General features: G+C 64.8%; 19 protein-coding genes. 13 read left to right on the top strand and 6 right to left on the bottom strand.

All coding sequences use genetic code 11. The annotated features are described in order from the left end of the window. Positions 1–56: 56 nt before the first annotated feature. From tssH to tssM, 5 genes are read left to right on the top strand one after another with little or no spacing between them, the layout of a single operon-like run. A complete protein-coding gene (gene tssH, locus ACE04A_RS02705; protein WP_485819835.1) occupies positions 57–2,621 on the top strand; it encodes a type VI secretion system ATPase TssH in 2,565 nt (854 codons plus the stop codon). 8 nt (positions 2,622–2,629) lie between these two features. Next, entirely contained in the window at positions 2,630–4,207 is a 1,578-nt protein-coding gene (locus tag ACE04A_RS02710; RefSeq protein ID WP_448715926.1) for a sigma 54-interacting transcriptional regulator, read from the top strand. Continuing rightward, positions 4,204–4,947 (top strand): type VI secretion system-associated protein TagO, encoded by a 744-nt coding sequence (locus ACE04A_RS02715; RefSeq protein WP_448715925.1) that lies wholly within the window; start codon positions 4,204–4,206, stop codon positions 4,945–4,947. Before ACE04A_RS02710 ends, ACE04A_RS02715 begins: the two co-directional genes overlap by 4 nt. Next, on the top strand, positions 4,944–6,464 hold the full coding sequence (tssA, locus tag ACE04A_RS02720; protein WP_485819836.1) for a type VI secretion system protein TssA: 1,521 nt from the start codon (positions 4,944–4,946) through the stop codon (positions 6,462–6,464). The genes ACE04A_RS02715 and tssA overlap by 4 nt, the downstream gene beginning before the upstream one ends. A gap of 11 nt (positions 6,465–6,475) precedes the next feature. Beyond that, positions 6,476–10,309 (top strand): type VI secretion system membrane subunit TssM, encoded by a 3,834-nt coding sequence (tssM, locus tag ACE04A_RS02725; RefSeq protein WP_485819837.1) that lies wholly within the window; start codon positions 6,476–6,478, stop codon positions 10,307–10,309. 9 nt (positions 10,310–10,318) lie between these two features. On the opposite strand, the gene ACE04A_RS02730 is transcribed toward tssM, so the two are convergent. Beyond that, positions 10,319–10,657: a hypothetical protein gene (locus ACE04A_RS02730; protein WP_279996397.1), complete on the bottom strand. Its 339-nt coding sequence runs from the start codon at positions 10,655–10,657 to the stop codon at positions 10,319–10,321. Positions 10,658–10,865: 208 nt separating this feature from the next. After that, positions 10,866–11,102, bottom strand: a complete 237-nt coding sequence (locus ACE04A_RS02735) for a DUF3820 family protein (protein WP_448715922.1) — start codon at positions 11,100–11,102, stop codon at positions 10,866–10,868. 134 nt (positions 11,103–11,236) lie between these two features. Between ACE04A_RS02735 and ACE04A_RS02740 the strand changes: the two genes are divergently transcribed. Continuing rightward, positions 11,237–11,662 carry a copper resistance protein NlpE gene (locus tag ACE04A_RS02740; RefSeq protein WP_259246179.1) on the top strand — a complete coding sequence of 142 codons (426 nt, stop codon included), beginning with the start codon at positions 11,237–11,239 and terminating at the stop codon, positions 11,660–11,662. Between the two features lie 73 nt (positions 11,663–11,735). Beyond that, positions 11,736–12,479 (top strand): ABC transporter substrate-binding protein, encoded by a 744-nt coding sequence (locus ACE04A_RS02745; RefSeq protein ID WP_259246178.1) that lies wholly within the window; start codon positions 11,736–11,738, stop codon positions 12,477–12,479. On the opposite strand, the gene ACE04A_RS02750 is transcribed toward ACE04A_RS02745, so the two are convergent. Together ACE04A_RS02750 and fmdA are read right to left on the bottom strand one after the other, a co-directional pair. Beyond that, complete coding sequence (locus ACE04A_RS02750; protein WP_259246177.1) at positions 12,469–12,801, bottom strand: FmdB family zinc ribbon protein; 333 nt, start codon at positions 12,799–12,801, stop codon at positions 12,469–12,471. The genes ACE04A_RS02745 and ACE04A_RS02750 overlap by 11 nt on opposite strands. Positions 12,802–12,813: 12 nt before the next feature. Beyond that, the gene (fmdA, locus tag ACE04A_RS02755; protein ID WP_100856421.1) at positions 12,814–14,043 is read right to left on the bottom strand and encodes a formamidase; all 1,230 of its coding nucleotides are present in this window, start codon (positions 14,041–14,043) and stop codon (positions 12,814–12,816) included. A gap of 235 nt (positions 14,044–14,278) precedes the next feature. Between fmdA and ACE04A_RS02760 the strand changes: the two genes are divergently transcribed. Then, positions 14,279–14,647, top strand: a complete 369-nt coding sequence (locus ACE04A_RS02760) for a hypothetical protein (protein ID WP_448715921.1) — start codon at positions 14,279–14,281, stop codon at positions 14,645–14,647. 61 nt (positions 14,648–14,708) lie between these two features. Here ACE04A_RS02760 and ACE04A_RS02765 read toward each other — a convergent pair whose 3' ends face one another. Beyond that, complete coding sequence (locus ACE04A_RS02765) at positions 14,709–16,196, bottom strand: aminotransferase class V-fold PLP-dependent enzyme (protein WP_485819838.1); 1,488 nt, start codon at positions 16,194–16,196, stop codon at positions 14,709–14,711. Positions 16,197–16,288: 92 nt separating this feature from the next. Between ACE04A_RS02765 and ACE04A_RS02770 the strand changes: the two genes are divergently transcribed. Continuing rightward, the gene (locus ACE04A_RS02770) at positions 16,289–16,774 is read left to right on the top strand and encodes an Lrp/AsnC family transcriptional regulator (RefSeq protein WP_448715919.1); all 486 of its coding nucleotides are present in this window, start codon (positions 16,289–16,291) and stop codon (positions 16,772–16,774) included. Between the two features lie 177 nt (positions 16,775–16,951). Continuing rightward, positions 16,952–18,694, top strand: coding sequence for an ABC-F family ATP-binding cassette domain-containing protein (locus ACE04A_RS02775; protein ID WP_448715918.1), 1,743 nt, complete (start codon positions 16,952–16,954; stop codon positions 18,692–18,694). On the opposite strand, the gene ACE04A_RS02780 is transcribed toward ACE04A_RS02775, so the two are convergent. Next, positions 18,683–19,285, bottom strand: a complete 603-nt coding sequence (locus tag ACE04A_RS02780) for a methyltransferase domain-containing protein (protein WP_448715917.1) — start codon at positions 19,283–19,285, stop codon at positions 18,683–18,685. The genes ACE04A_RS02775 and ACE04A_RS02780 overlap by 12 nt on opposite strands. Before the next feature lie 264 nt (positions 19,286–19,549). Here ACE04A_RS02780 and ACE04A_RS02785 point away from each other — a divergent pair, with 264 nt between their 5' ends. From ACE04A_RS02785 to ACE04A_RS02795, 3 genes are read left to right on the top strand one after another with little or no spacing between them, the layout of a single operon-like run. Then, a complete protein-coding gene (locus ACE04A_RS02785; RefSeq protein ID WP_100856425.1) occupies positions 19,550–20,062 on the top strand; it encodes a winged helix DNA-binding protein in 513 nt (170 codons plus the stop codon). Between the two features lie 9 nt (positions 20,063–20,071). Beyond that, entirely contained in the window at positions 20,072–21,925 is a 1,854-nt protein-coding gene (locus ACE04A_RS02790; RefSeq protein ID WP_485819839.1) for an ABC transporter ATP-binding protein, read from the top strand. Between the two features lie 54 nt (positions 21,926–21,979). Then, positions 21,980–23,512 (top strand): ABC transporter substrate-binding protein, encoded by a 1,533-nt coding sequence (locus tag ACE04A_RS02795; protein ID WP_448715915.1) that lies wholly within the window; start codon positions 21,980–21,982, stop codon positions 23,510–23,512. Positions 23,513–23,527: the final 15 nt, after the last annotated feature.

Below are 23,527 nucleotides of genomic sequence, written 5' to 3' on the forward strand. Positions count from 1 at the left end.
CTGATAGATCGCTTGAATCCCATTTGCCGCCAGGCCGTGGAAGAAGCCGCCAGCCTGTGCATCAGAGCCAACACTGCGCAGAAATTACCGTTGCGCACGTGCTGTACAAACTGGTCGACCAGCCTTTGTCCGACATGCGCGTGCTGATTTCGCATGCGGGTTTGGACGCCGACGAAGTGCGGCAGGCGCTCGCGGACGCAAACCCGTATCGAGAGCGGGACGCGGCGCCTGATCAGTACCCGACGTTTTCACCGCTGTTGATTGAGTGGCTGCAAGAAGCTTGGCTACTCGGTTCGCTGGAACTTGCGCAGCCGCGCTTGCGCGGTGGCAGCCTGATGCTGGCGGCGCTGCTGAATGCGGGGCGGTATCTACCTCTGCCGGCCATCACCCTGTTCGAACACATCAACCGCGAAGCGCTGCGCAAGTCGTTCCAATCGCTGCTCGCGCAAACCTCGGAATCACCGGATACCGCGGCCCAAGCGCCCATGCCGCCGGAGGAGTCCGCGGACACCGCGCTTGCAAAGTACGGGCATGACTTCACCGCGCAGGCTCGGGCCGGCAAGATTGATCCCGTGTTGTGCCGCGACGCCGAAATCGACCTGATGATCGACATTCTTTCCCGGCGGCGCAAAAACAACCCGATCGTCGTCGGCGACGCGGGTGTAGGCAAAAGCGCGGTGGTGGAAGGGCTGGCGCTGCGCATCGTTCAGCAGCGCGTGCCCGAACCGCTGCGCCACGTTGCGCTTTGGGGGCTGGACCTGGGCGCGCTGCAGGCGGGCGCTTCGGTCAAGGGAGAATTCGAGAAGCGCCTCAAGGGCGTCATCGATGAGGTCAAGGCTTCCGCGCAGCGCATCATCCTGTTCATCGACGAAGCGCATACGCTCATCGGCGCCGGTAACGCGGCGGGCGGCAGCGACGCCGCCAACCTGCTCAAGCCGGCACTGGCGCGTGGCGAACTTCGCACCATCGCCGCCACGACCTGGTCGGAATACAAAAAGTACTTTGAAAAAGACCCCGCGCTGGCACGCCGCTTTCAGTTGGTAAAGCTGGACGAGCCCACGCAGGAACAAGCCGTTCATATCCTGCGCGGCCTGCGCAAGATTTACGAACAGGCGCACCATGTGTATATCGGCGACGATGCCTTGCAAGCCGCCGTGACCCTGTCGGCGCGCTACCTGTCTGGCCGCCAGCTGCCCGACAAGGCCATCGACGTGCTCGATACCGCCAGCGCCCGCGTCGCCACGGCATTGGCCGAACCGCCGCGCCGCCTGACCGCGCTTGAACACGAGCAGATGCAGATCATGGCGGAACTCACGCAGTTGCGCCGCGACGCCCGCGCGGGTCGCGAGCCCAACCCGCGCCGCGTCACCGCGCTGGACGCCAGCGGCGCGGACGTCTCCGAACGGATCGCGCAACTGCAACAGGCGTGGGAACAACAGAAAGCGCTGGTGGACCAGATCGTCAACCTACGCGCCGCATTGCCGGATGACACCGGCGAGGACGATGATTCTGCACACGCTGCCCCGGGATTCGCTCCAGATTTCGCGCCAGACCATTCCAAAGATCCTTCCCACGACCTGGCCCGCAAGGTGGCCGAATTATCCAACTTGCAACGCGAAGGCGCCTTGCTGCACGCCGATGTGGGGCATGAACAGGTTGCACAGGTCATTGCCGACTGGACCGGCATCCCCACCACCACCATCAACCGTGGCCAGATGGAACGCCTGACGCAATTGCCCACCGTGCTGCGCGAACGCATCAAAGGCCAGGACATTGCCATCGACCGCATACACAAACACCTGCTGACCGCCACCGCGGACTTGCGTCGGCCCGGCACGCCGTTGGGTGCGTTCCTGCTGGGGGGCCCCAGCGGCGTGGGCAAGACCGAGACGGCGCTGGCCTTGGCGGACGCGTTGTTTGGCGGCCGGCAGTTCCTGACCACGATCAATATGTCCGAGTTCCAGGAACGGCACACGGTGTCGCGCCTGCTTGGCGCCCCGCCCGGTTACGTCGGCTATGGCGAAGGCGGGGTGCTGACCGAGGCCATCCGGCGGCAACCCTATTCCATCGTGCTGCTCGACGAGGCCGAGAAGGCGCACCCCGAGGTCATGAGCCTGTTCTATCAGGCCTTCGACAAAGGTGAGCTTGCCGACGGCGAGGGCCGCCCCATCGACTGCAAGAATGTGCTGTTCTTCCTGACCTCGAACCTCGGGTTCGATCAGCACGATGACGCGCTTGCCGACTTGTCCGAAGACGCGCTGCGGGCCCGCCTGGCCACGTTCTTCAAGCCGGCGCTGCTGGCGCGGATGCAATTGGTTCCCTACCGCTACCTGGACGAAGACGTGCTCGACCAGATCATCCACGGCCGCCTGGAACGCCTGCGCGCGCAATTCGCCACGCGATACGACGCCACCTTGACCATTGACGCCAGCGCCCGCGACGAACTGCGCAGCCGTTGCACCCGCCATGAAAATGGGGCGCGCCTGCTGGACGCCTGCATCGATGGCGAGTTGCTGCCGCCCTTGTCGCTGGCGGTGTTGCAGCAACTGGCCGCGGGCAAGGCATTAAGGGATGCCCGGCTGCATTGGGCGCAGGGCGCATTCGCCGCCCATCTGGATTGAGGCGCGACATGGACGCGCTAGCCGTAGCGGACACCGCCCGCAACATGGCGATGGCCACCCGGCCCGACGCCTTGGCAAGTACCTTCGCGGCCGCCTGCGCCGCCTTTATCGGAACCGGCGCTGTCTGCCTGTATGTGCGCGACGCGACGGGCGACACGCTGGTGGCGTTGGCGATGGCGGGCGTCGACCACGCCGCCGGCGGCTCGTTACCCGACATCAGCATGGACGCGCTGGACGACCCGCTGGTCTATGCCCTGACCAGTGGCAAGCCGTGCCAGATTGAACAGATGTCCGCGCTGGTCGGCGTGGGCCTGGGCTTTGAACGGCTGCGCGACCGCCTGGGTACGCAGCATGCGCTGCTGGCCCTGCCGATGCTGGACGCTAGGCGGCAGCCCTTGGCGGTGCTGGTCTTGGCGGGGCCGGCGTCCGCCGTGTCACGCTGGCGCGCCGACCCTGTCTGGCGCGCCCTGCATGCCGCGCACGAGTCCTTGTTCGCCCGCCTGCATGCGCAGGCTCATGCCGCCGACGACGCTCGCTACCAACGCAGTCTGCGTCAAACACCCGCGGCGGATTCAGGCAAGCAGCGCGCCTCGCGCCTGTTGGCGGCCGAGTTCATCGGCGTCAGCGCGGCGGCTCGAACCATACGGGAGGACATGCTGCGCTTTGCCGATTCGACGCTGGCGGTTCTGCTGACCGGCGAGACAGGTACCGGCAAGGACCACGCCGCCTGGCTGATTCATCAGGCTTCGCCGCGCACCGGAAAGTTCGTGCCGCTCAACTGCGCGGCCATCCCGCAAGAGCTTATCGAGGCTGAACTGTTCGGCAACGTTCGCGGCGCCTTTACCGGCGCCGTGCAGGCCCGTACGGGCCTCGTTGCCGAGGCCGATGGCGGCACCCTGTTCCTGGACGAAATCGGCGACATGCCCATGGCGCTGCAGGGCACGCTGCTGCGCCTGCTCAATGAAAAGAAGTACCGGCCGCTGGGCGGCACACGCGAACACAGCTCGGATTTCCGGCTGATCTGCGCAACCCACCGCCCGCTGCCGCAACTGATCCGCGACGGACGGTTTCGCGAAGACCTGTACTTCCGCATCCGGCAATTGACGCTGGCATTGCCGCCCCTGCGCGAGCGCCCGGAAGATATTCCCGCATTGAGCTTCCACACCGTGCTGCAGCACAACCGCGAGCGCCAGACCCGTGTCGCCGGCCTTGCCCCCGACGCCCTGGCGCTGCTGGCGGCCCACGCCTTGCCCGGCAATGTGCGCCAGCTTCGCAGCCTGGTGTTGGTGGCGGCCGAAAGAACGCCGCAAGGCCAGCCCATACGCGCAGACCGGCTTGACCTATCGCAGGCCGAGATGCCCGCCCTGCCCCAGCACGGCACGGGCGCCGACCTGCTGCATGGCCTGCTTCACACCGACAACCTGCCCCAAGCGCTGGACGCTTTTCAAAGCCTGGTCATCCGGGCGCGCCTGAGACAGGTCAATGGATCTCGCAGCCGGGCCGCGCAAAGCCTGGGCATCCCCAAACGTACGTTGGCGCGCCGCTGCCAGGCGTGGAATCTAGACCGGGAGGACCACACTTCATGAAACCCGTTATCACCTTGCTTGCGCTGTTGATGACCGCGCCGGCCAGCCACGCGGCGCTGGCCGCAGATACGCCCACGCGCCATTGCACCCAGATCATTTCCGGCGTCGAACGGCTGGCCTGCTTCGACGCGGCCGCGGGCACGCCGCCCGCCCCCAGCAGCCCAAGGAGCGCCATGCCACCGGATGCCGATTCCGCCAGCGGCACGTCCGCCTCCGTCGCCTCCAACAGCGACGCGGCGCCCCATCCCGCTGCGGACAACCTGCTGCCGCCCTCGTCGCGCGCGTCCGACATCATTCGGCTTAACGAGTCATCGCGATCCGATGGCGACTCGACGTTCCTGCTGACGGATTCGAACGAGCCGCCTGCCGGCCAACAGCGGGTGGTGATTTCAGCGCCCGCGCTGAACACGCGGCCGCCCATCTACCTGGCCATCACATGCTTGTCCAATATCTCTCGCTTGCAGTTGTTGGCCGAGAAACCCTTCGAACGCCACCAGATGACCGTTCAGCTGTACATGGATGATCGGCCCTTGTCCGCGGCGCGACCGTGGCGCGTACTAGACGAAGGCAACGTGGCGGACGCCGGACGCGGGCTGGTCGCCATTGACCAGTTGCGTCCCTTCGTGGCGGGCCAGCGCCTGCGCATAGAGAGCGACTACGCGCAACTCAACGGCCTGACCTTCGACGCCAGTGGCTTGCAAGCGCTGTTGTCGCGCCAACGCGAGGCTTGTCACTGGTGACCCACTACGCCACGCTAGACATCGAGGCCTTGCTGGCGCCGCTGGACGCCCCCCCCCCGGCCGGCCATTTCGATGAAGAAGACGAAACCTTCCAAGCCATCGACCACGAAATGATCAAGTTGGGCGGCCTGCAAGAGGCACGCCTGGATTGGCTGTACGTCGATGAAGCCGCTCGCCAATACCTGGGCGGCCAGTGCAAGCATTTCCGCGTGGCCGGGCACTTGATTACGGCCCGCCTGAAAGCAAGATCGTGGCCGCGCTGGTCGGAGGCGGTTGACGTGCTGGCCGGCATGGTCGAGCACTACTGGGAAACCGGCCACCCCAAGCCCGGCCCCACCGGGTACCTGGGCAAGCGTCGGCTGGTGGCGCTGTTGGCAGATCGCTTGCGCGACGCCTTGGACGCGCTGCCGGCGGACAGCTTCAACAAGGCGGACCAGGCCCGTGCACAACAGGCGCTGGACCGCCTCCAAGCCCGCGCGCCCGACACCAAGCTGGATCAGACGCAACTGACTCGCCTGGAAGCGCAGTTTTCGCGCTGCGTCGAACAAACCCGCTTTCCCGACACAGCGACGCCGGCCCACACCACCGGCCAGCAACACGGCAAGTCCGGCAACCAGTCTGGAAACCCTTCCAGAAGCCAATTCGGAAGTCGGGCCGGCTCTCAGGCCCGTTCTCAGGCTATCGACGAAGCCTTCTTCAACACACCCAACACGGCGTTGCAGCCCGGCGACGAACGCGAAAACCGGCGGTCCTTGCTGAGCGTGGCCGAATTCATCAATCAACAGGACGTCTATGACCCAACCGGCTATCAGCTACGCCGCTTCGCGCTCTGGGCGCATCTGCACGCCGCCCCCACTACCCGCAACGGCACGCGCACCGAATTGATGGCGGTACCCGTCGACATCGTGGACGGCTACGGCGAGGCATTGGCCGGCAACGCGGTGAACCCCGCGCTGTTGCAGCGCGTGGAAAAAAGCGTGGTCGCGTCGCCTTACTGGATACGAGGCAGTTTCCTGGCCGCGGGTATCGCCGCCCGCCTTGAAATGAAGGACGCCGCCGCCGCCATCCGCCTGGCCACCGAACGCTTCGTGCGCCGCATTCCCGCCTTGCAGGATCTTTGCTTCAGCGATGGGCGCGCCTTTGTCGACAGTGAAACCCTGGCCTGGCTGAGTGGCGCCGACGGCAGCACGGCCAGCGCCGGCCCCAGGCAAGCGTTTGCCGAAATGCGTGAGGAACTGGTCGCGCAATTGGACAGCGACGGCGTCGAAACCGTGCTGCTGCGGTTGCAAGACAAACAAGGCCATTCGGAATCACCGCGCCAGCGCGCGTACGCCGCCGTGATCGCGGCCGACTTGCTGGCCTCGCGCGGGCTGTCCTGGTTGGCCGAAAACCTCTACACGAACGTCGCCATCACGCTACGCGCGCTGCCTGCCCATGAATGGGAACCAGAGCTTGCCGAACAATTGAACAAGTACATGCCCGTGCGCCCCACCGCCGACGCGGAACGCAAGGGTTAAGGAGTCATGCGATGAAAAATATCTGGTCCATCATCAAGCGCTATGGATTGCCCGTGGCGGGTAATTTCAAGAGCGCGATGCCCATCCTGGCGCTACTGGCCATTGTGTTTCTGCTGATCGGAGTCTGGTGGTTGGGACCGCACTGGACCTGGCGCGGCCAGCAGCCGCTGGCCGACCTGCCCATGCGAATTGTGTGCACGTTGGTGATCCTGATGGTGCCGGTGCTGGCCTGGCTCTGGTCGCTGCGACGCCGCAACCGCCGCCTGGAAGCCGAACGCGGCGCGGTAGCGCAACGCCAGGACGACCCATTGCTGCGTTTTGTACAGGCGCAAGAGCGCGCGCTGGATCAAAGCCTGGCGCTGCTACGCACCAATCTGAAAGGGCGCAACGCACTCTACGAGCTGCCCTGGTACCTGGTGCTGGGCCAGGAAAACACCGGCAAGACCAGCTTCATCAACCGGTCCAGCCAGAGCTTTTCACTTAGCAACGAAATCAAGGCGGGAGTGCGCCGCAGCTTCGCCGACCCCGACCTGGCCTATGACATTGATTGGTGGATGGGCGACGAGGCGGTGCTGATCGACCCGCCCGGCGAACTGGTCAGCCAGGCTGACGTTGCGCCGGTGCCGGAGACGGATGTCGACGCATCCCCCGATGCCAACGCACCCGTGCAGCCTGCCGCCACCGCCCCTGAGCCGGCGCGCTACGCCGCGCGGGTGTCGTTGCCGCCGGGCGCCCATGCGCGCCTTTGGGCTGGGCTGGTGGACTGGCTGGGACGCAAGCGCAGCCGCCGCCCCTTGAACGGGGTGGTGCTTATGGTGGACCTGGTCACGCTGCTGAACCAGAAAGCCAGCGATCGCAAGGCGTTGGCCATTCTGCTGCGCACGCGCCTGGCCGAACTGAGCCGGCATCTGGGCACGCGGCCGCCGCTCTATGTGGTGTTGAGCAAGTTCGACTTGCTTAACGGTTTTGAACCGTTCTTTGCACGCTTGCCCCGCGCCGTGCGCGAGGACATCTTCGGCTTCACCTTCACGCTGGACTCGGTCCATGACTACGACGCCTGGCTTGAAGAACTGGCCGAGCGCTACGACGGCTTCATCCAGCGCCTGAACGAGCAGATATTCGATGCGATGGGCGACGCTGCCACGATGGAGGCGCGCGAGGCCCTGTTCTCGCTGGTGCGCCAGTTGGCCGGCATGCGCCCCGTTTTGCTGGGTTTCCTGGAAGAGGTGCTGGGCAGTGACCGCTACATCACGCCCGCCTTGCCGCGCGGCGTGTACTTCTCATCGGTCTACCAGCAGGGACTGCTGTGCGACGCCTTCGTCAACGCCGCGTCGCAATCTTATGGCCTGACCAAACCGACCGCGCACGCAAAACCCAGTGGCCGTTCCGTCGTTTATTTAGCGCAGCAGGTGTTCCAGCGGATCATCTACCCCGAGGCGGGCCTGGCGGGCGACAACCTGAAGGTGATGGCCGACAAGCGGCGCACGCTGATGGTGGGGTTTGGCGTCGCCGCACTGGGTTGCCTGCTGATGGGCGGGGGCTGGTATCACTATCACGACGTGAACCGGCAGATGGCGATGTCGGTGCTGGAGAAGAGCCGCGAGTTCAGCGCGCACAAGATCGACAGCGGCAGCGACCCAACCGGCCGCAACCTTTTGCAGCCGCTGGACCAGATCCGCAGCGCCGTCGCCGTGGTGGGAGACTACCGCAAGGCTTGGCCCGTGGTCTCGGAACTGGGCTTGTACCAAGGCCGCAAGATCGGGCCAAAGGTAGACGAAGCTTATCTCCAGCTATTGTCCAGGCGCTTTCTGCCGGAACTGGCCAACGGCGTCATGAACGCCATCAACGGCGCGCCTTCCGGCAGCAACCAGCAACTGGCGGCGCTGCGCGTCTACCGCATGATCGAAGACCGCCAGAACCGCCGTCCGCCCATCGTGGAAGACTGGATGACGCAACAATGGCAGGCGGCCTTTCCCGGCCAAGGATCGGTACAGAACGGGCTGATGCGCCATCTGGACTACGCCATGAAGTATGCCGATGCCGAACTGCCCCGCAACCAGGCGCGCATTGCCGAGGTGCAGCAGCGCCTGCGGCAGATCCCCATGCCGCAGCGCGTCTACATGACCATGCGCGAGCAGGCCGGCAAGATCCTGCACTCGCCGCTGGACCTGCGCAATGAAGTCGGCCCCGCGTTCGACATCGTCTACAAGGATCCCACCGCGACGGCCGGGCAGGATGGCGCGTCAACCCGCATCGACCCCTTGTTGACGGCGGCCGGGTATCACGGTTACTTCGCGGCGCATGGCAAGGACTACACCGACCTTGCCATGATCGACCGCTGGACGCTGGGCGAGCGCCAGCGGATTGATTATTCAGAAGCCGACAAACAGGTGTTGGCCGAACGGGTGCGCGCGCTGTACAGCAGCGACTACATCGATACCTGGCAACGCGGCCTGAACCAGCTTGAGGTCGTTGACTTCAACGATCTGAGCCAGGCCGTGACCGTGTTGGGCAACGTGATCAGCCCCGCGGCGCCGCTGCGCCGGTTGGTAGAAACAGTGCGCGACAACACCGTGTTGAGCCCACCATCGCCCGGCGTCGCCGCTGCCGGCCAGCCGCGCGACACCGTCGAACCCGTGGCAGCCAACGCCATTACCGGCGCCAACGTGCCGCAGGTGGCGGCCATCGCGCGGCCCTTCGCGCCCTTGGCGGACCTGTTGGTGGCCAAGGGCGACAAGCCGTCCTACCTGGACGAAAGCATGGCCGCCATCAGCCGTGTCCACGACACGCTGAAGACCGTGCACGACAGCCCCGAACCCGGCAAGGCCGCGCTTGCGGTGGTGCTGGACCGTTTTGCGCTCAAGGGCGCGGACCCGATCGGCAACCTGCAGCGTGTGGCCGTCGGCTTGCCCGAGCCCTTGAACCGGCAGGTAAAAAAGCTGGCCGACGAATCGTCGCAAGTGCTGTTGATCGAAGCCCTGAAAGAGCTTGAGCGGCGCTGGGAGACGGACGTGTACCGCTACTACCAGGAGCGCCTGGCCGGACGCTATCCCTTCAACCCGAACAGCCGCATCGACGCATCGCTTGAGGATTTCACCGCGCTGTTCGGGCCACAAGGCAGGCTGGCGCAGTTCAAGGAGCAATATCTGAAACTGTTCTTCGACGACAACCTCGAAGCCCTGTATTCAGAGCGCCGGGGCGGGTATCTGGTTCGGATGGATGTGCTGGCGCAGCTTGAGGCCGCCGACCGCATCCGCGACGCCTTCTTCAACAGCCGGGGCGCGCTGGGCGTGCAGTTCAGTATCCAGCCGCTGGGGCTGACTTCCAGCCGTCGCAGCAGCGTCCTTAGCGTGGAAGGCCAGTTGATCAGCTACAGCCATGGCGCCAGCAACAGCGTGGGGCTGATCTGGCCGAACAACCTGGGCGACTCCACGGAAAGCCGCATCACGCTGGTCAGCGCGGCCGGCACCAGCAGCGGGCTGGCGTATCGCGGGTCCTGGTCGATGTTCCGTTTGCTGAGCCAGGCGCGGCTGGATAGCGCAACGGCCAATAGCGTCGATTTGAGTTTCTCGGCAAACGACGGCGCCATGCGCTACCGGATCACCGCCGAAAAGGCCAACAACCCGTTCACGCAAGCCAGCTTTGACGGTTTTGCGCTGCCCGACACCTTGCTGGCCGAAGCATCCAAACCCACGCCGCCCAAGCCCGCGCCGGTTGCGGCGCCACGGGCTCGCCCGAAAACGCCTGCCTCGAAGAGCCCGCCCCGATCGCCCCCGAAGGCCGGCGCGGCGGCGCCCAGGCTGGCTGATGAGCCAAACGTCTTACCGCACCATGCGCCCGCCTGACGCGCCGCGCTACTGCTGGCGGCGCTGCTCCAGTTCTTTCAGGCACTGCGCCACGCCGGCCTGCATCTGCGCGTTGGAGACGGCGGCGCGGTCGGATACTTCGCGGCAGCGCACGTATTCGGCCTGGCTTTCCGCCGAATCCCGGATCACCACGGGGCCGGAGCCTGGCGCGGGGGTAACCGTCATGCGCAGGGTCGACGGCGGCGACTGGCTGCCATCCTTGGACGGCTGGCTGGGAAACTGCATTTCCTGCGTGGCCGGCGCGGCATTCTGTGCATGCGAGACGCTCACGGCTCCCAAGGCGCACGCCACGGCAAGCAGGCAAGCCGGAACGGAATATTTCTTCATAAAGACCTCTCTCTTGAATGGGCAGGCGCCCCGGGGCGGCGGGCGTTACCCGCTGGCCATCCACAACAGCGTAGCGGGGGATGCCCCCAGGAGCGCGCCGCTTATCGTAGCGCCGCCCGCCGCCACCCGGCGTGCCAAGACGCTACCGGCAACGGCAGAGATGTTTCTCTCGGTTTCGCGGGCTTCCCGCGTGGCCAAACCTGGCTTGCTATCGCTTCGGCGCCGTGCCCGGCCGCGAAGCGCGCAGCGGCGCCAACAAGGACGACAGGCCGTTGTGGTCCAGCTCGTGCATCAGCGCCAGGAGGCGGCCGAGTTCGCCGGGGGGAAAGCCCTTGCGCGCGAACCACGCCAGGTACGGGCCGGGCAGATCGGCGATCAGGCGTCCCTTGTACTTGCCGAACGGCATGTCGCGAGTCACCAACAGATTGAGCAGTTCGGGATCCATGGCGCGCAGTCTACCTCAGGCCCATACCAGAGCGCCGCCTGCCTGCCAAGACCACGCTGCGCACCTTACATCCCGTTTCAGCACACCCTATTCACTGTCCGTATCGTGAACCCGTTTACCAACAGGAGCTCGCCATGATGAAAACCACCCTGACCTGCACCCTGAGCCTTGCCCTGCTTGCCGGCTGCGCCCCCTTTTCGTCGCCTGACGCTCGCGACACGCCCGCCGATGGCCACACCGCGCGCAACGCGCTGGACTGGCCGGGCAGCTATGAAGGCACCCTGCCCTGCGCCGATTGCCCCGGCATCAAGACGCGGCTGACCTTGATGAAGGGCGAGCGCTATGAACGCCAGACCCAATACCTGGACCGCGAGCCGCAGCCCGAGATCGTCACGGGCACGTTCAGTTGGGAATCAGACGGCAGCACCATCCGGCTGGACGCCTCGGGCGATAGCCAGCGCTACTTCGTCGCCGAAAACCAGGTGATCATGCTGTACCGCGACGGCACCCGCCCCACCGGCCCGCTGGCCCCGCACTACGTCCTGCGCCGCGCGCAATGATTCCGTTCCGGCTATTCTTGATGCAAACCGCGCCCCAGGCCCCCCACCCCGGCGCCCCACCCTCAAGGAAGCCATGAAGACCGACCACGAGTTGCTTTCCGCCTTTGCCCCTACCGGCACGCTTCGCGCCTCCATCAATCTGGGCAATCCCATCCTGGCGAACACCGACCCGGCCACCGGCCAGCCCGGCGGCGTGTCGGTGGACCTGGCCACGGAACTGGCGCGGCGCCTGGATGTGAAGCTGGACCTGGTGGTGTTCAAGTCAGCCGGAGAATCCGTCAACGCCGTGGCTACGGAACAAGCGGACGTGGGTTTTTTTGCCATTGACCCGCTGCGCGGCGAGCAGATCGCGTTCACCGCCCCCTATGTCGTCATCGAAGGGGCTTACCTGGTGCGCCAGGACTCGCCGGTCACCGCCATGGAGCAGGTCGACCGCGACGGCGTGCGCGTGGTGGTCGGCAAGGGCAGCGCCTACGACCTTTATCTGACGCGCGAATTGAAGCAAGCCGAAATCTTCCGCGCCCCGACTTCGCCCGCTGTGGTCGACACCTTCTTGCAGGAAAACCTGGAAGTGGCGGCTGGCGTGAAGCAGCAGCTTGAAGCCGACGCCGCGCGCCTGGGCGGGCTGCGGCTCTTGGACGGCCACTTCATGCTGATTCGCCAGGCCATGGGCGTGCCCAAGAGCCGTGGCGACAAGGCCAGTGCGTATTTGGCCGCCTTTGTTGAAGCCATGAAGAAATCCGGGTTTGTGGCGGACGCCTTGTCGCGCCACAAGATCCAAGGCGCTGCCGTGGCGCCGTTGCAGGTCAATGGCTGATCATCCAGGGCCTTGCGCCCGCGAATGATTTTGCGCCATCGGCGCTGGTGCGCGTCTTGCCTGATGCGCGCCCGCCCCCACAACAACCGCAGTTCATGCCATGGCCCGACCGCGAACTGCGCGGCTCGTTCGCGCTGCGTTCGTTCACGGCACGTGCCCGATTCACGGCGGACGACAGCGCGGAGATCGCCGGCGCCCCGCTGATGATGCGGCCCGACGCGGCGCCGCATTGCGGGCAGGCCGCCGGATCGCGCCACTGCGCCAGCGGCCGCAGGGCCGCAAAATCGCCGCACGCGCCGCAGGAATAGTCATACATGGGCATCGCGGCTCTCCTTTAGCGATCGCGCGAGAGCGGCATGTCCACCCCGCCCTGGATGTGCTTGACCGGCCCTGACGCCGAGGGCTGAATGTCGAAGTCGAAGATCTCGGTGGGCAGCCACAGCGTGGCGCAGGAGTTGGGAATGTCGACCACCCCGCTGATATGGCCCTGCACCGGCGCGCAGCCCAATAGCGAATACGCCTGCGCGCCCGAATAGCCGAACTTCTTCAGGTATTCGATGGCGTTCAGGCACGCTTGCCGGTAAGCCACGTTCACGTCCAGGTAGTGCTGCTTGCCTTCTTCGTCCACCGAGATGCCTTCAAAGATCAGGTAGTCCTTGTAGGCGGGGGTGATGGGGCTGGGCTTGAAGATGGGATTCTTGATGGCGTATTTTTCCATCCCGCCCTTGATGAGCGACACGCGCATATGCACCCACCCCGCCATTTCAATGGCGCCGCAGAAGGTGATCTCGCCATCGCCTTGCGAGAAGTGCAGGTCACCCACCGACAGGCCGCCGCCCTGCACATAGACCGGAAAGAACACGCGTGCCCCACGCGACAGGTCCTTGATGTCGCAGTTGCCGCCGTGCTCGCGGGGTGGCACGGTGCGGGCGCCTTCGGCCGCTGCTCGATCGCGGTCTGCACCTTGCAAGGCGCCCATGTGAGCCGTCTTGGGCGCGGGCGGATTGGCCAGCGGCGGCACGCGATTGGGGTTGGTGTCGATCAGCGCCTGTTCACGCCGGTTCCACGTGTCCAACAGCTTTTTATCGGGCAGGCAGCCGATCAGGCCGGGATGGATCAGCCCCGCGAAATTCACGCCGGGAATATGGCGTGACGACGTGAACATGCCGTGGAAATCCCAAATGGATTTCTGCGCATGCGGGAAGTGTTCGGTCAGGAAACCGCCACCGTTGTTGCGGCTGAAAAAGCCATTGAACCCCCACAGGCTGTCGGGCTTGGCGCCGATGTCCAGCAGGTCAACCACCAGCAAGTCGCCGGGCTCCGCGCCTTCCACGCCCACCGGGCCGGAAAGAAAATGCACGGTGGAAAGGTCTACGTCGCGCACATCGTCGGCGCTGTCGTCGTTCTTGATTGCGCCGCCCGTCCAGTCATAGGTTTCCAATACGAAATCGTCGCCGGGCTTGACCCACACGGCCATCGGAATATCCGGGTGCCAACGGTTGTGGATGTGCTTGTTTTCGTAAGGGGACTGGTCCAGATCGACCTTGATGAGGGGTGTGGTCATTCTCTTTCATCTCCAACGTGACGTGTTGATAAAACAGAACTTCAGCCGGAAGGCAGGCGCCCGATTCCGTTGCGGTTCGGGTCTTTTGAATCACAAAGCCGTGGTCGATGGTAGACCGGTTCCCGCGAATCACCATACTGGTTTTCCATGCAGTGGCAGGCGTGCGGCGCAACAGAATCGCGAGCGCTTTTCGCACCAGTTATGATGCACGCCACGCCACACCAAGGTTTTTCGCATGGCAGCAAAGTACCCTCGGCCACTGGCCATTTTTTTGATCTTCGCGGCTTGCGCCGCCGCACCGGCGCGCGCCGATAGCGACTGTGTTGCCCGCATCGACGCGGCAGAGACCAGCTTGAAGCGCAAGCAAGACGTGCAGCGCACGCACGAAGCGGCCAACAACCTGGAACTGAACCGGGATCTTTGCCAAGGCCGCCTGGACCTGCTGGATGCGCGCTACGCGCTCAGCGATGATTTTGAAGCGTGCCGCCGCCAGGGCACCGCGTTCCCGGACACTGTCGTGCGCAGGCTGACCCAGGCGTCCGAGGAACTTGCCGACATGAAGGCCGCCTGGATCCGCACCTGCGGCAGGCACATGCAAGACTGAGGGCTGAAGCCTCGCGCCTGGCCTCGCCACGCCGTGAATCAGCGCGGCGAGGCCTTTGGCATCAGATGGACATTTCCATCTCGGTGTGTTGCGGGAAGAAGATGGCGCGGCTGGGATCGAAGCCGTAGCGCGCTTCGAATTGGCAGGCGTCATTGGCCAGCGCCAGGACTGACTCAAGAATGAAGTCGGCCTTCTCATCCGACAGCAACACGCTGAAGTTCAACCTGACAAAGCCAGGCTTTTCGATTTCGCGACCATCCAGAATGGCTTGGCGCATCTGCCGCGACTGGGCGGGGTCGATGTCCAACAGCCGGTGCACGTACGGCCCCGCGCACGCGCAGCCGCCACGCGCCTGGATGCCGAAGCGGTCGCTGAGCAGGCGGGTCACCAATTGCTGATGCACGAACCCGCCCTGGGCATTGCGCACGCGGAACGAAAAGATGGGCAACCGGTTGGCGCTAAGCGAGCCCAGCAATTCCAACTGGCCCGCGCCCTGCCACGCGGCAAGCGCGCGCTGCACGAAGTGCGCGTTGCGCTGGCGCATGAAATCGGCGCCCAGCGCGTCCTTCACCAACAAGACCAGCGCGGCGCGGATATCGCCCACCACGTTGGGCGTGCCCGCTTCCTCGCGCGATTCCAGGCTGCCGCTGTAATCATGGCCCTCGGGCGACACGAACTTGACGGTGCCGCCGCCCGGCCAGGTCGGCGTGGTGTCGAGCACCGCGTCGCGCCGCACGATCAGCACGCCCGATGCGCCCGGCCCGCCGATGAACTTGTGCGGTGAAAAAACAATGGCGTCGATCTGCGCGTCCGGGGCGGGCGACATCTGGATGGGCAGGTAAGGCGCGCCGCCCGCGTAGTCCCACAGCATTTTCGCGCCCGCCGCCTTGACCTGCCGGGTGATGCCGGCCACGTCCGCCACGATGCCGGTCACGTTGGACGCGGCCGACAAGGCGCAGATCACCAGCGTGCCGGCGGGCGCGGCCAGCGCCGCGTCCAACGCCGCCAGGTCGGGGCCGCCTTGCGCGCTTTCAGGCACTTCGACGATGTCCGCGCCGCATTCGCGCCACGGCAAGATATTCGAGTGATGTTCGTAGGGGCCGATGATGACGCGAACCGGCTTGCCCGCCGCCACCGCCGCATCCACGCCGAACAGGTGTACCAGGCGGTTGATGCCCGCCGTTGCGCCCGAGCCCGCAAAAATCACCGCATGCGCGGCGCTGGCGCCGCAGCAGCGGGCGATTGCGGCGCGGGCCTCGCGGCGCAGGCGCGTAATGAAGCCGCCGCAGTAGGACGCTTCGGTGTGGGAATTGGCGTAGTACGGAAGCACCTGTTCCAGGACGAAGCGCTCGACCTGCATCAGGGCACGGCCCGATGCGACGTAGTCGGCGTAGACCAGGGGCTTGCGGCCAAAGGGGCCATCGATAAAGGCGTCTTTGCCGATCAGGCCATCGGCAAGCGCGGCGGCGATATCGCCGGTTTTCAGGCTGTCTTGAAATTGCTGCAACGGTCCTGCGGTGTCGGAGGCCGTGGCGGTAAGCGTAGTCATGATGGTCTTCCAATTGATCCGAAATATCATACGATGGAAGCCAACAACGAACATCACCGTAATTTTGCGTAAATCTGCTGAAAATGGGTCATATGAACGACCAACTGGAAAAAATAGACAAACTTGATCTAAGCATCATCTCTTGCCTGCAAAAAGACGGTTCGCTGTCGCAGCGTGAGCTGGCCGATCGGGTGGGCCTTTCGCAAAATGCATGCTGGCGCCGGCTTCAACGCCTGAATGCCTGCGGCATCATTCGCGGCACCCGGGCCGAAGTCAGCCTGGTGGCGCTGGGGCTGGACCTGACCGTGTTCGTCATGATCCGCACCAGCCACCACGCCAAGGCCTGGGCCGACGGTTTCCGCCAGCACGTTGAACGCCTGCCCGAAGTGACGGAGTTCTATCGCATCGGCGGCGACTGGGATTACCTGATCAAGGTCGTCTGCCGGGGCATGGCCGGCTATGACCGCTTCTATCAGAAGCTGATCACCGATTTTGAACTGTCAACCGTGACGGGCTTCTTCAGCATGGAAGCTATTATCGAAAACCAGCCGCCGGATCTTCGGCTGCTGGAAACCTGACGTTGCCCGCCCGACTGCCGGCCCACCGCGACAGGCGGGAACTTTGACGGCCGATTCAGTTCGAATCTTTTCGCCCTCACCATGGAGACCCGCAAGGCCATGATTCTTTAAGCCCTCCTTCTGATCCCCCTTTGCCGCCCGCCGCGCAAAGCGTTTCATTATTTCGGAGAGCTATCCATGGCCCGGTCTTCCAGCGCGCCGCCTTCGGCGCAATCCCCGACGCATTCGTCCTTCGTCACGTCCCCTGCCGGCACGTCCCCTGCCGTCGCATCCCCCGCCCTCGCGTCCTCCTTCCTCAGCTTGCAACGCATCAGCGTGGCGCTGCCCGACGGCCGCGTCTTGCTTGACGACGTCAGCCACGACTTCTCCACCGCGCGCCATGGCCTCATCGGGCGCAACGGCGCGGGGAAATCGGTGCTGCTGCGGGTGATGCTTGGCGCGCTGCCCCCGCAGTCCGGCCGCGTGGTGCGCCACGGGCGCATGGCCCATGTGCCGCAGACGCCAAGCTACTGCCCCGACACCATGCTGGCCGATGTCGCCGGCCTGGGCGCCGTTGTCCGCGCCCTGTCCAACATCGAAGCGGGCAGCATCGATCGCGCCGATTTCGATCTGGCTGAAGGTCATTGGTTGATCCATCAGGATTGGGCGCGCATGCTTGCCGACGCCGGCCTGCCGGACTGGCCGCTCGCTCACCCCGCCCATGTGGCTAGCGGCGGCGAACTGACCCGCGTGGCCCTGGCGGGCGCGCTGCTGCAAGGTGCCGACGGCCTGCTGCTGGACGAACCCACCAACCACCTGGATGCCCGTGCGCGCGATTGGCTGATCGAAAAAATCAGCGCATGGCGCGGCGCGCTGATTGTCGTCAGCCACGACCGCCGCCTGCTGAATGTCATGGGCAACATTGTTGAACTCAACGGCGGCAAGCTTAGCGGACACGCCGGCAACTACAGTGCCTGGCGCGCCCAGCGGGACAGGCAGGATGCCGCCGCCGAAGCCGCCCTGGAGCATGCCCGCAACGAACGCGCGGCCGGCTTGCGCGCGTTGCGGCAACAGCACGACGCACAGCAACAACGCAGCGCGCGCAATAGCCGCAATGCCCGCGAGACCAATCAGGCGCCCATCCTGCTAGGCGCAAAAAAGGCCAATGCTCAAGCCCATGCCGGCCGCGACCGGTTACGCCGCCTGCAAGCGGGCGCTGCCTTGGAAAACGCTGTCAGGCAGGCCGCCTCGCGGGCGCCCACTGTGCCAGGCGTGGCCTTGGCCTTGCCCGACACCACGGTGCCTGCCGGACGGCGCGTGCTGCATCTGGAAGACGCCCGGCTTCCCTATCCGGAACAGGCGCAACCGATCAGCTTGAGCCTGGCCGGCCCTTTTCGGCTGGCGATCCAAGGGCCCAATGGCTGCGGCAAAAGCACGCTGCTGGCGATGCTGGCGGGCGATCTGGCAGCCCGTTCCGGCCGCTGCGATGTGCGCGTACCCACCGCCATGCTGGACCAACGCGCGAGCGCATTGCCCGCGCATGCGTCCCTGCTGCAAACCTTGGACACCCTGGGCACGCCGCTATCGCAGGGCGAATTGCGCAGCCGCCTGGCCCTGCTGGGCCTGGGCCCTTCCCTGGTTCAGGCGCCCGCCGCCACCTTGAGCGGCGGCGAACGCATCAAGGCCGCGCTGGCCGCCGCGCTATGGCGCAAGCAGCCCGCCCAATTGCTGCTGCTGGACGAACCCACCAACCATCTGGACATGGCGTCGGCGCAGGCGCTGGAAGACGCGCTGGCGCAGTATCCCGGCGCCATGGTGGTGGTGTCGCACGATGCCGTGTTCCTGGAACGGATCGACCCCACGCATTGGTTGACGTCCAACGACGATGGCACCTGGTCACTGCGGGACGCCGAGCCTGTCGCGGATCGGTCAACGGCCTGACGCGGCGCTTCGCAGCTCGGCGTGAAAGGTCTTTCCTGCTGACGCCCTGGCCTTTCTAAGAAATACATATACGTGCCGGAAGGCGTCATCAACCGGGTGTACGTGATGTTCCACGCCGGCAATCGGTGGCACGAACGATTCGAAGAACTCGCGCGCCACGGGCAACACCGGAAATGGCGCGCGATCGGGGCGGTCGTTATAGCCCAGCACAAACAGGCCTCCGGGCTTCAGTACCTGCTCGCATTGCGTCATCAAACGCCTGAAATCCGATGCGCTGTTGATGCCATAGCCCACCAACCCGTTCGCCACCACCACATCAAAAGCGTTCGGGCCGTAGTGCTCGGCCATCCTGGTGGCGCAGCCCGTCCAATGCCTGTCCGGCTGCCCATAGACCGCCTTGCGGGCCTCGATATCCAGCGAGTGAAACTGGCAACACAACAACCGGGGGTAGTGCCAGTTGTGCTTGTCCAGGCCCACGAACAAAGTCTTGATGTCGTGGTCGGATTCGGCGGCCAGTTCATTCAGGTAGCCGAACACCGATTCTTCCAGGAAGTCGCGGTTTGGCGCCCGCAGCCGGAAATCGATGTTCATGCGTTCGGCGGTCCGAGGGGACAACTTGAACAGTGCCCGCTTAAGTAGAGTATTCAGATCCCGCATCCCTTGCTCCCGTTTTTAGCCCCAACGTCAGGCGATTAACAAAGGCCCAGCACAAGGGACACCAGCAAAAATCGCGCCGCGCTTATGCACTGCCTGGCAGCCCTTATTACCCAGGGTTATCCCGAATGCCTCCATAACAACAAATCGTCAATAATTCGCCAACGTTTTATCATCGATCCGTCCCTACACACGCCTGTCATGTCTGCATCCATCCGGGACGCCATCGTTTCTTCCGCCCATCTCGCCACGTCCGCCCCGCAGTTGTCCGAGGTCGAGTTCGGCCTGATCATCGCGTCCCACGCGTTCAATCGCTGGATGGTGCGCTGCATGGCTTGCGCGGGCCTACCCGACCTGACTTCCCTGGACATCCTGGTGTTGAACCACGTGTTCCATCGTGGACGCGGCAAGAAGCTGGCCGACATCTGCTTCACGCTGAACGTCGAAGACACCCACCTGGTGAACTACTCGCTGAAAAAGCTGGAGCGACTGGGTGTGGTGCAAAGCGCCAAGACGGGCAAGGAAGTGATCTACACCACCACCGACGCCGGCGCTGCCGCCATTGCGCGCTACGCCGAAGTGCGCGAGCAATGCCTCGTCAAATCGTTCATCGACTCCCCCGCGGCGGACGAAGCCAGCCACCAATTGGCCAACACCTTGCGCGCCCTCTCGGGCCTGTACGACCAAGCCGCCCGCGCCGCCACCTCGCTGTGAGAATCCACGTTGTCTAGCACCCCCGCTTCTTCTACCGCCCCGCTGTTGTCCGTGCGCGGCGTATCGGTTGACTTCAATACCGACAACGGCGTGTTCCGCGCTGTCGACAGCCTGGACTTCGACGTCAAGCCGGGCAGGACGCTGGCCATCGTGGGCGAGTCCGGGGCGGGCAAGTCGGTAACGTCCATGGCCATCATGCGGCTCACGGATTATTCCAACGGCCGCATCGCCACGGGCCAGATCCTGTTTCGCGACAACGATGGCCGCGAAACCGACCTGACCCAGGCCACCGACGAGCAGATGCGCGCCATACGCGGCAACGACATCGCCATGATCTTCCAGGAACCGATGACGTCGCTGAACCCGGTGTTCACCATCGGCGACCAGATCGTGGAAGCCATCATGCTGCACCAGCAACTGTCGCGCTCGGCCGCGCGCCAGTCGGCCCGCAAGCTGCTGGACAAGGTGCGCCTGCCGGACGCCGAACAACTGCTGGACCGCTATCCGCACCAGTTGTCGGGCGGCATGCGCCAGCGCGTGATGATCGCGATGGCGCTGTCATGCCAGCCGCGCCTGTTGATCGCCGACGAGCCCACCACCGCGCTGGACGTCACCATCCAGGCGCAGATTTTGAACACCATCCGCGAATTGCAGCGCGACCTGGGCACCGCCGTCATCTTCATCACGCACGACATGGGCGTGGTGGCCGAGATGGCCGACGACGTGGTCGTGATGCTGCGCGGCAAGAAGGTCGAGCAAGGCACTGTTGATGAGATCTTCAACGCGCCCAAGCATCCGTACACGCGCGCGCTGCTGGCCGCCGTGCCGCGCCTGGGCAGCCTGACCGGCCGCGACCTGCCGCTGCGCACGCCGCAAACCGTGCTGGACGGAGACACCCTGCGCGAAGTGGGCGAAACCCGCGAGCAAGACACCGCCAGCTACGACGAACCCGTCCTGCGCGTGGAAAAGCTGACCACCCGTTTTGACGTCGGCCACAACCTGTTCGGCCGCGTCACGCATCGCGTGCATGCGGTGGAAGAGGTCAGCTTTGATGTCTACCCCGGCGAAACGCTGGCGCTGGTGGGTGAATCGGGTAGCGGCAAGTCCACCATCGGCAAGACCTTGCAGCAACTGGTGGCGCCGACCTCGGGCGCGGTGCGCTACAACGGCCAGGACATTTTTTCGATGGATGCCGCCGGCCGCCAGCGCCTGCGCCAGGAAATCCAGTACATCTTCCAAGACCCCTACGCATCGCTGGACCCGCGCAAGACGGTGGCCTTCAGCATCGCCGAACCCATCCGCACGCACGGCCTGTTGCATGGCGATGACGCCATCGCCCGCCGCGTGGGCGAGCTGCTTGAACAAGTGGGCTTGAAGCCCGAGCACGCCACGCGCTATCCGCATGAGTTCTCGGGCGGCCAGCGCCAGCGCGTGTGCATCGCGCGCGCCTTGGCCAGCAACCCCAAGCTGATCATTGCCGATGAATCCGTCTCCGCGCTGGACGTGTCCATTCAAGCGCAGATCCTGAACCTGCTGATGGACCTGCAAAAAGACCGTGGCTTGTCGTACCTGTTCATCACGCACGACATGGCGGTGGTGGAAAAGGTGAGCCATCGCGTGGCGGTGCTGTACCTGGGCCAGATCGTGGAACTGGGTACGCGCCGGCAGATCTTTGAATCGCCGCAGCATGCCTACACGCGCAAGCTGCTGGCCGCCGTGCCCGTGGCCGAGCCTGGCCGCCATATTGATACCTCGCTGATCGAAGGTGAAATTCCCAGCCCGGTACGCCGCGGCGGCGACGAGCCGGCCATCATTCCGCTGACTGAATTCGCGCCCGGCCATCAAGTGGCCCGCGCGGCGTAGCAGCAGCCCCCTTTTTTTCTCGGTGTGATCCGAGTTCCCGTCCCTGGAGCGACCATGCAATTCTTCCGCACCACTTTCACCGCCACCGCCCTGACCCTGGCGTTGGGCGGCGCACTGCCCGCCGTCCTGTCGACCGCGCATGCCGCGGGCACGCTCAGCGTGGCCATCAACCAGGACCCGGGTAGCTGGGACCCCATCGACACCTTCGTGACCTTCTGGGGTTCGGTGGGCGGCAACCTGTACGACGGCCTGACGATGCGCGGCGCCGACCTGAAGCTGCAGCCGGGCCTGGCCACCAGCTGGGAATACCTGGACGAGAACAAGCGCCTGCGCTTCAAGCTGCGCGAAGGCGTCAAGTTCCACAACGGCGAACCCTTCAACGCCGAAGCCGTGAAGTTCACGTTCGAACGCCTGCTGGGCGCGGAAGGCGCCAAGGGCCCGCAAAAGTCCAACTACGACTCCATCGGCGAGATCAAGGTGGTGGACGAATACACCGTCGATTTCATCCTGAAGCAGCCTGACCCCGTGCTGCTGACCAAGCTGGCCGGCTACGGCGCCATGATCGTGCCGCCCAAGTACATCAAGGAAAAGGGCGAGGACTACTTCAACACGAACCCGGTCGGCACCGGCCCGTTCAAGTTTGAAAGCTACCAGCCCAAGGTCAACGTGACGCTGGCGCGCAACGACGAGTACTGGGGCGGCAAGCCCAAGCTGGACAAGGTTGTGTACCGCTTCATCAGCGAACCCGGCACGCAAGTGGCCGAGCTGCAAGCCGGCCGCATCGACATCGCCACGCTGATCCCGCTGGGCCTGATCGACACCGTGAAGAAGTCCGGCAACGCCGACGTCATCTCGACGGGCGGCCCGGTCGCCTACGCGCTGCGCTACAAAACCACGGGCGGCATCACGCAAAACCGCGACGTGCGCCGTGCGCTGATCATGGCGGTGGACCGCGAAGCCATCGTCAAGCAGTTGCTGCTGGGCCAAGCGAAAGTCATCGCCAGCTTCCAGGGCCCGCAATCGTTCGGCTACAACCCCGAGCAAAAGCCCCTGCCCTTCAACCCCGCCGAAGCCAAGAAGCTGCTGGCAGCCGCTGGCGTGAAGCCGGGCGCCACCGTGCAGATCGACGTGCGCGGCAGCGATTCGAACTTCCGCGAAGTGGCCCAGGCCGTGTCGGGCTACCTGCAAGGCGTGGGCGTGCGCGCCACCATCAAGCCGTATGAAACCGGCGTGCTGTTGAACGACATCATCCCGGGCGGCAAGACGGGCGAGATGTGGCAAAACCAATGGGGTGGCTGGACGTATGACTACGACAACACCGCGTACCTGATGTATCACACGGGCCAGAAGTGGAACCCGTATGACAAGGACGCCAAGCTCAACGGCATGCTGGAAGCGCAACGCACCGTCTATGACGTGAAGAAGCGCGAAGCCATGCTGCAGGAAATTGCCACGTACGTCGCCGACCAGGCGCTGGAAATGCCGCTGTACAGCCTGAACACGATCGTCGGCGTGAACAAGCGCGTGAAGAACCTGGAAGTCCCTGGCGACATCCGCTTCCGTTTCCTTGAAACCAGTGTCGATTAAGCATTAACCCAACGA

The sequence above is a fragment of the Achromobacter colocynthidis genome (genome assembly GCF_057334535.1).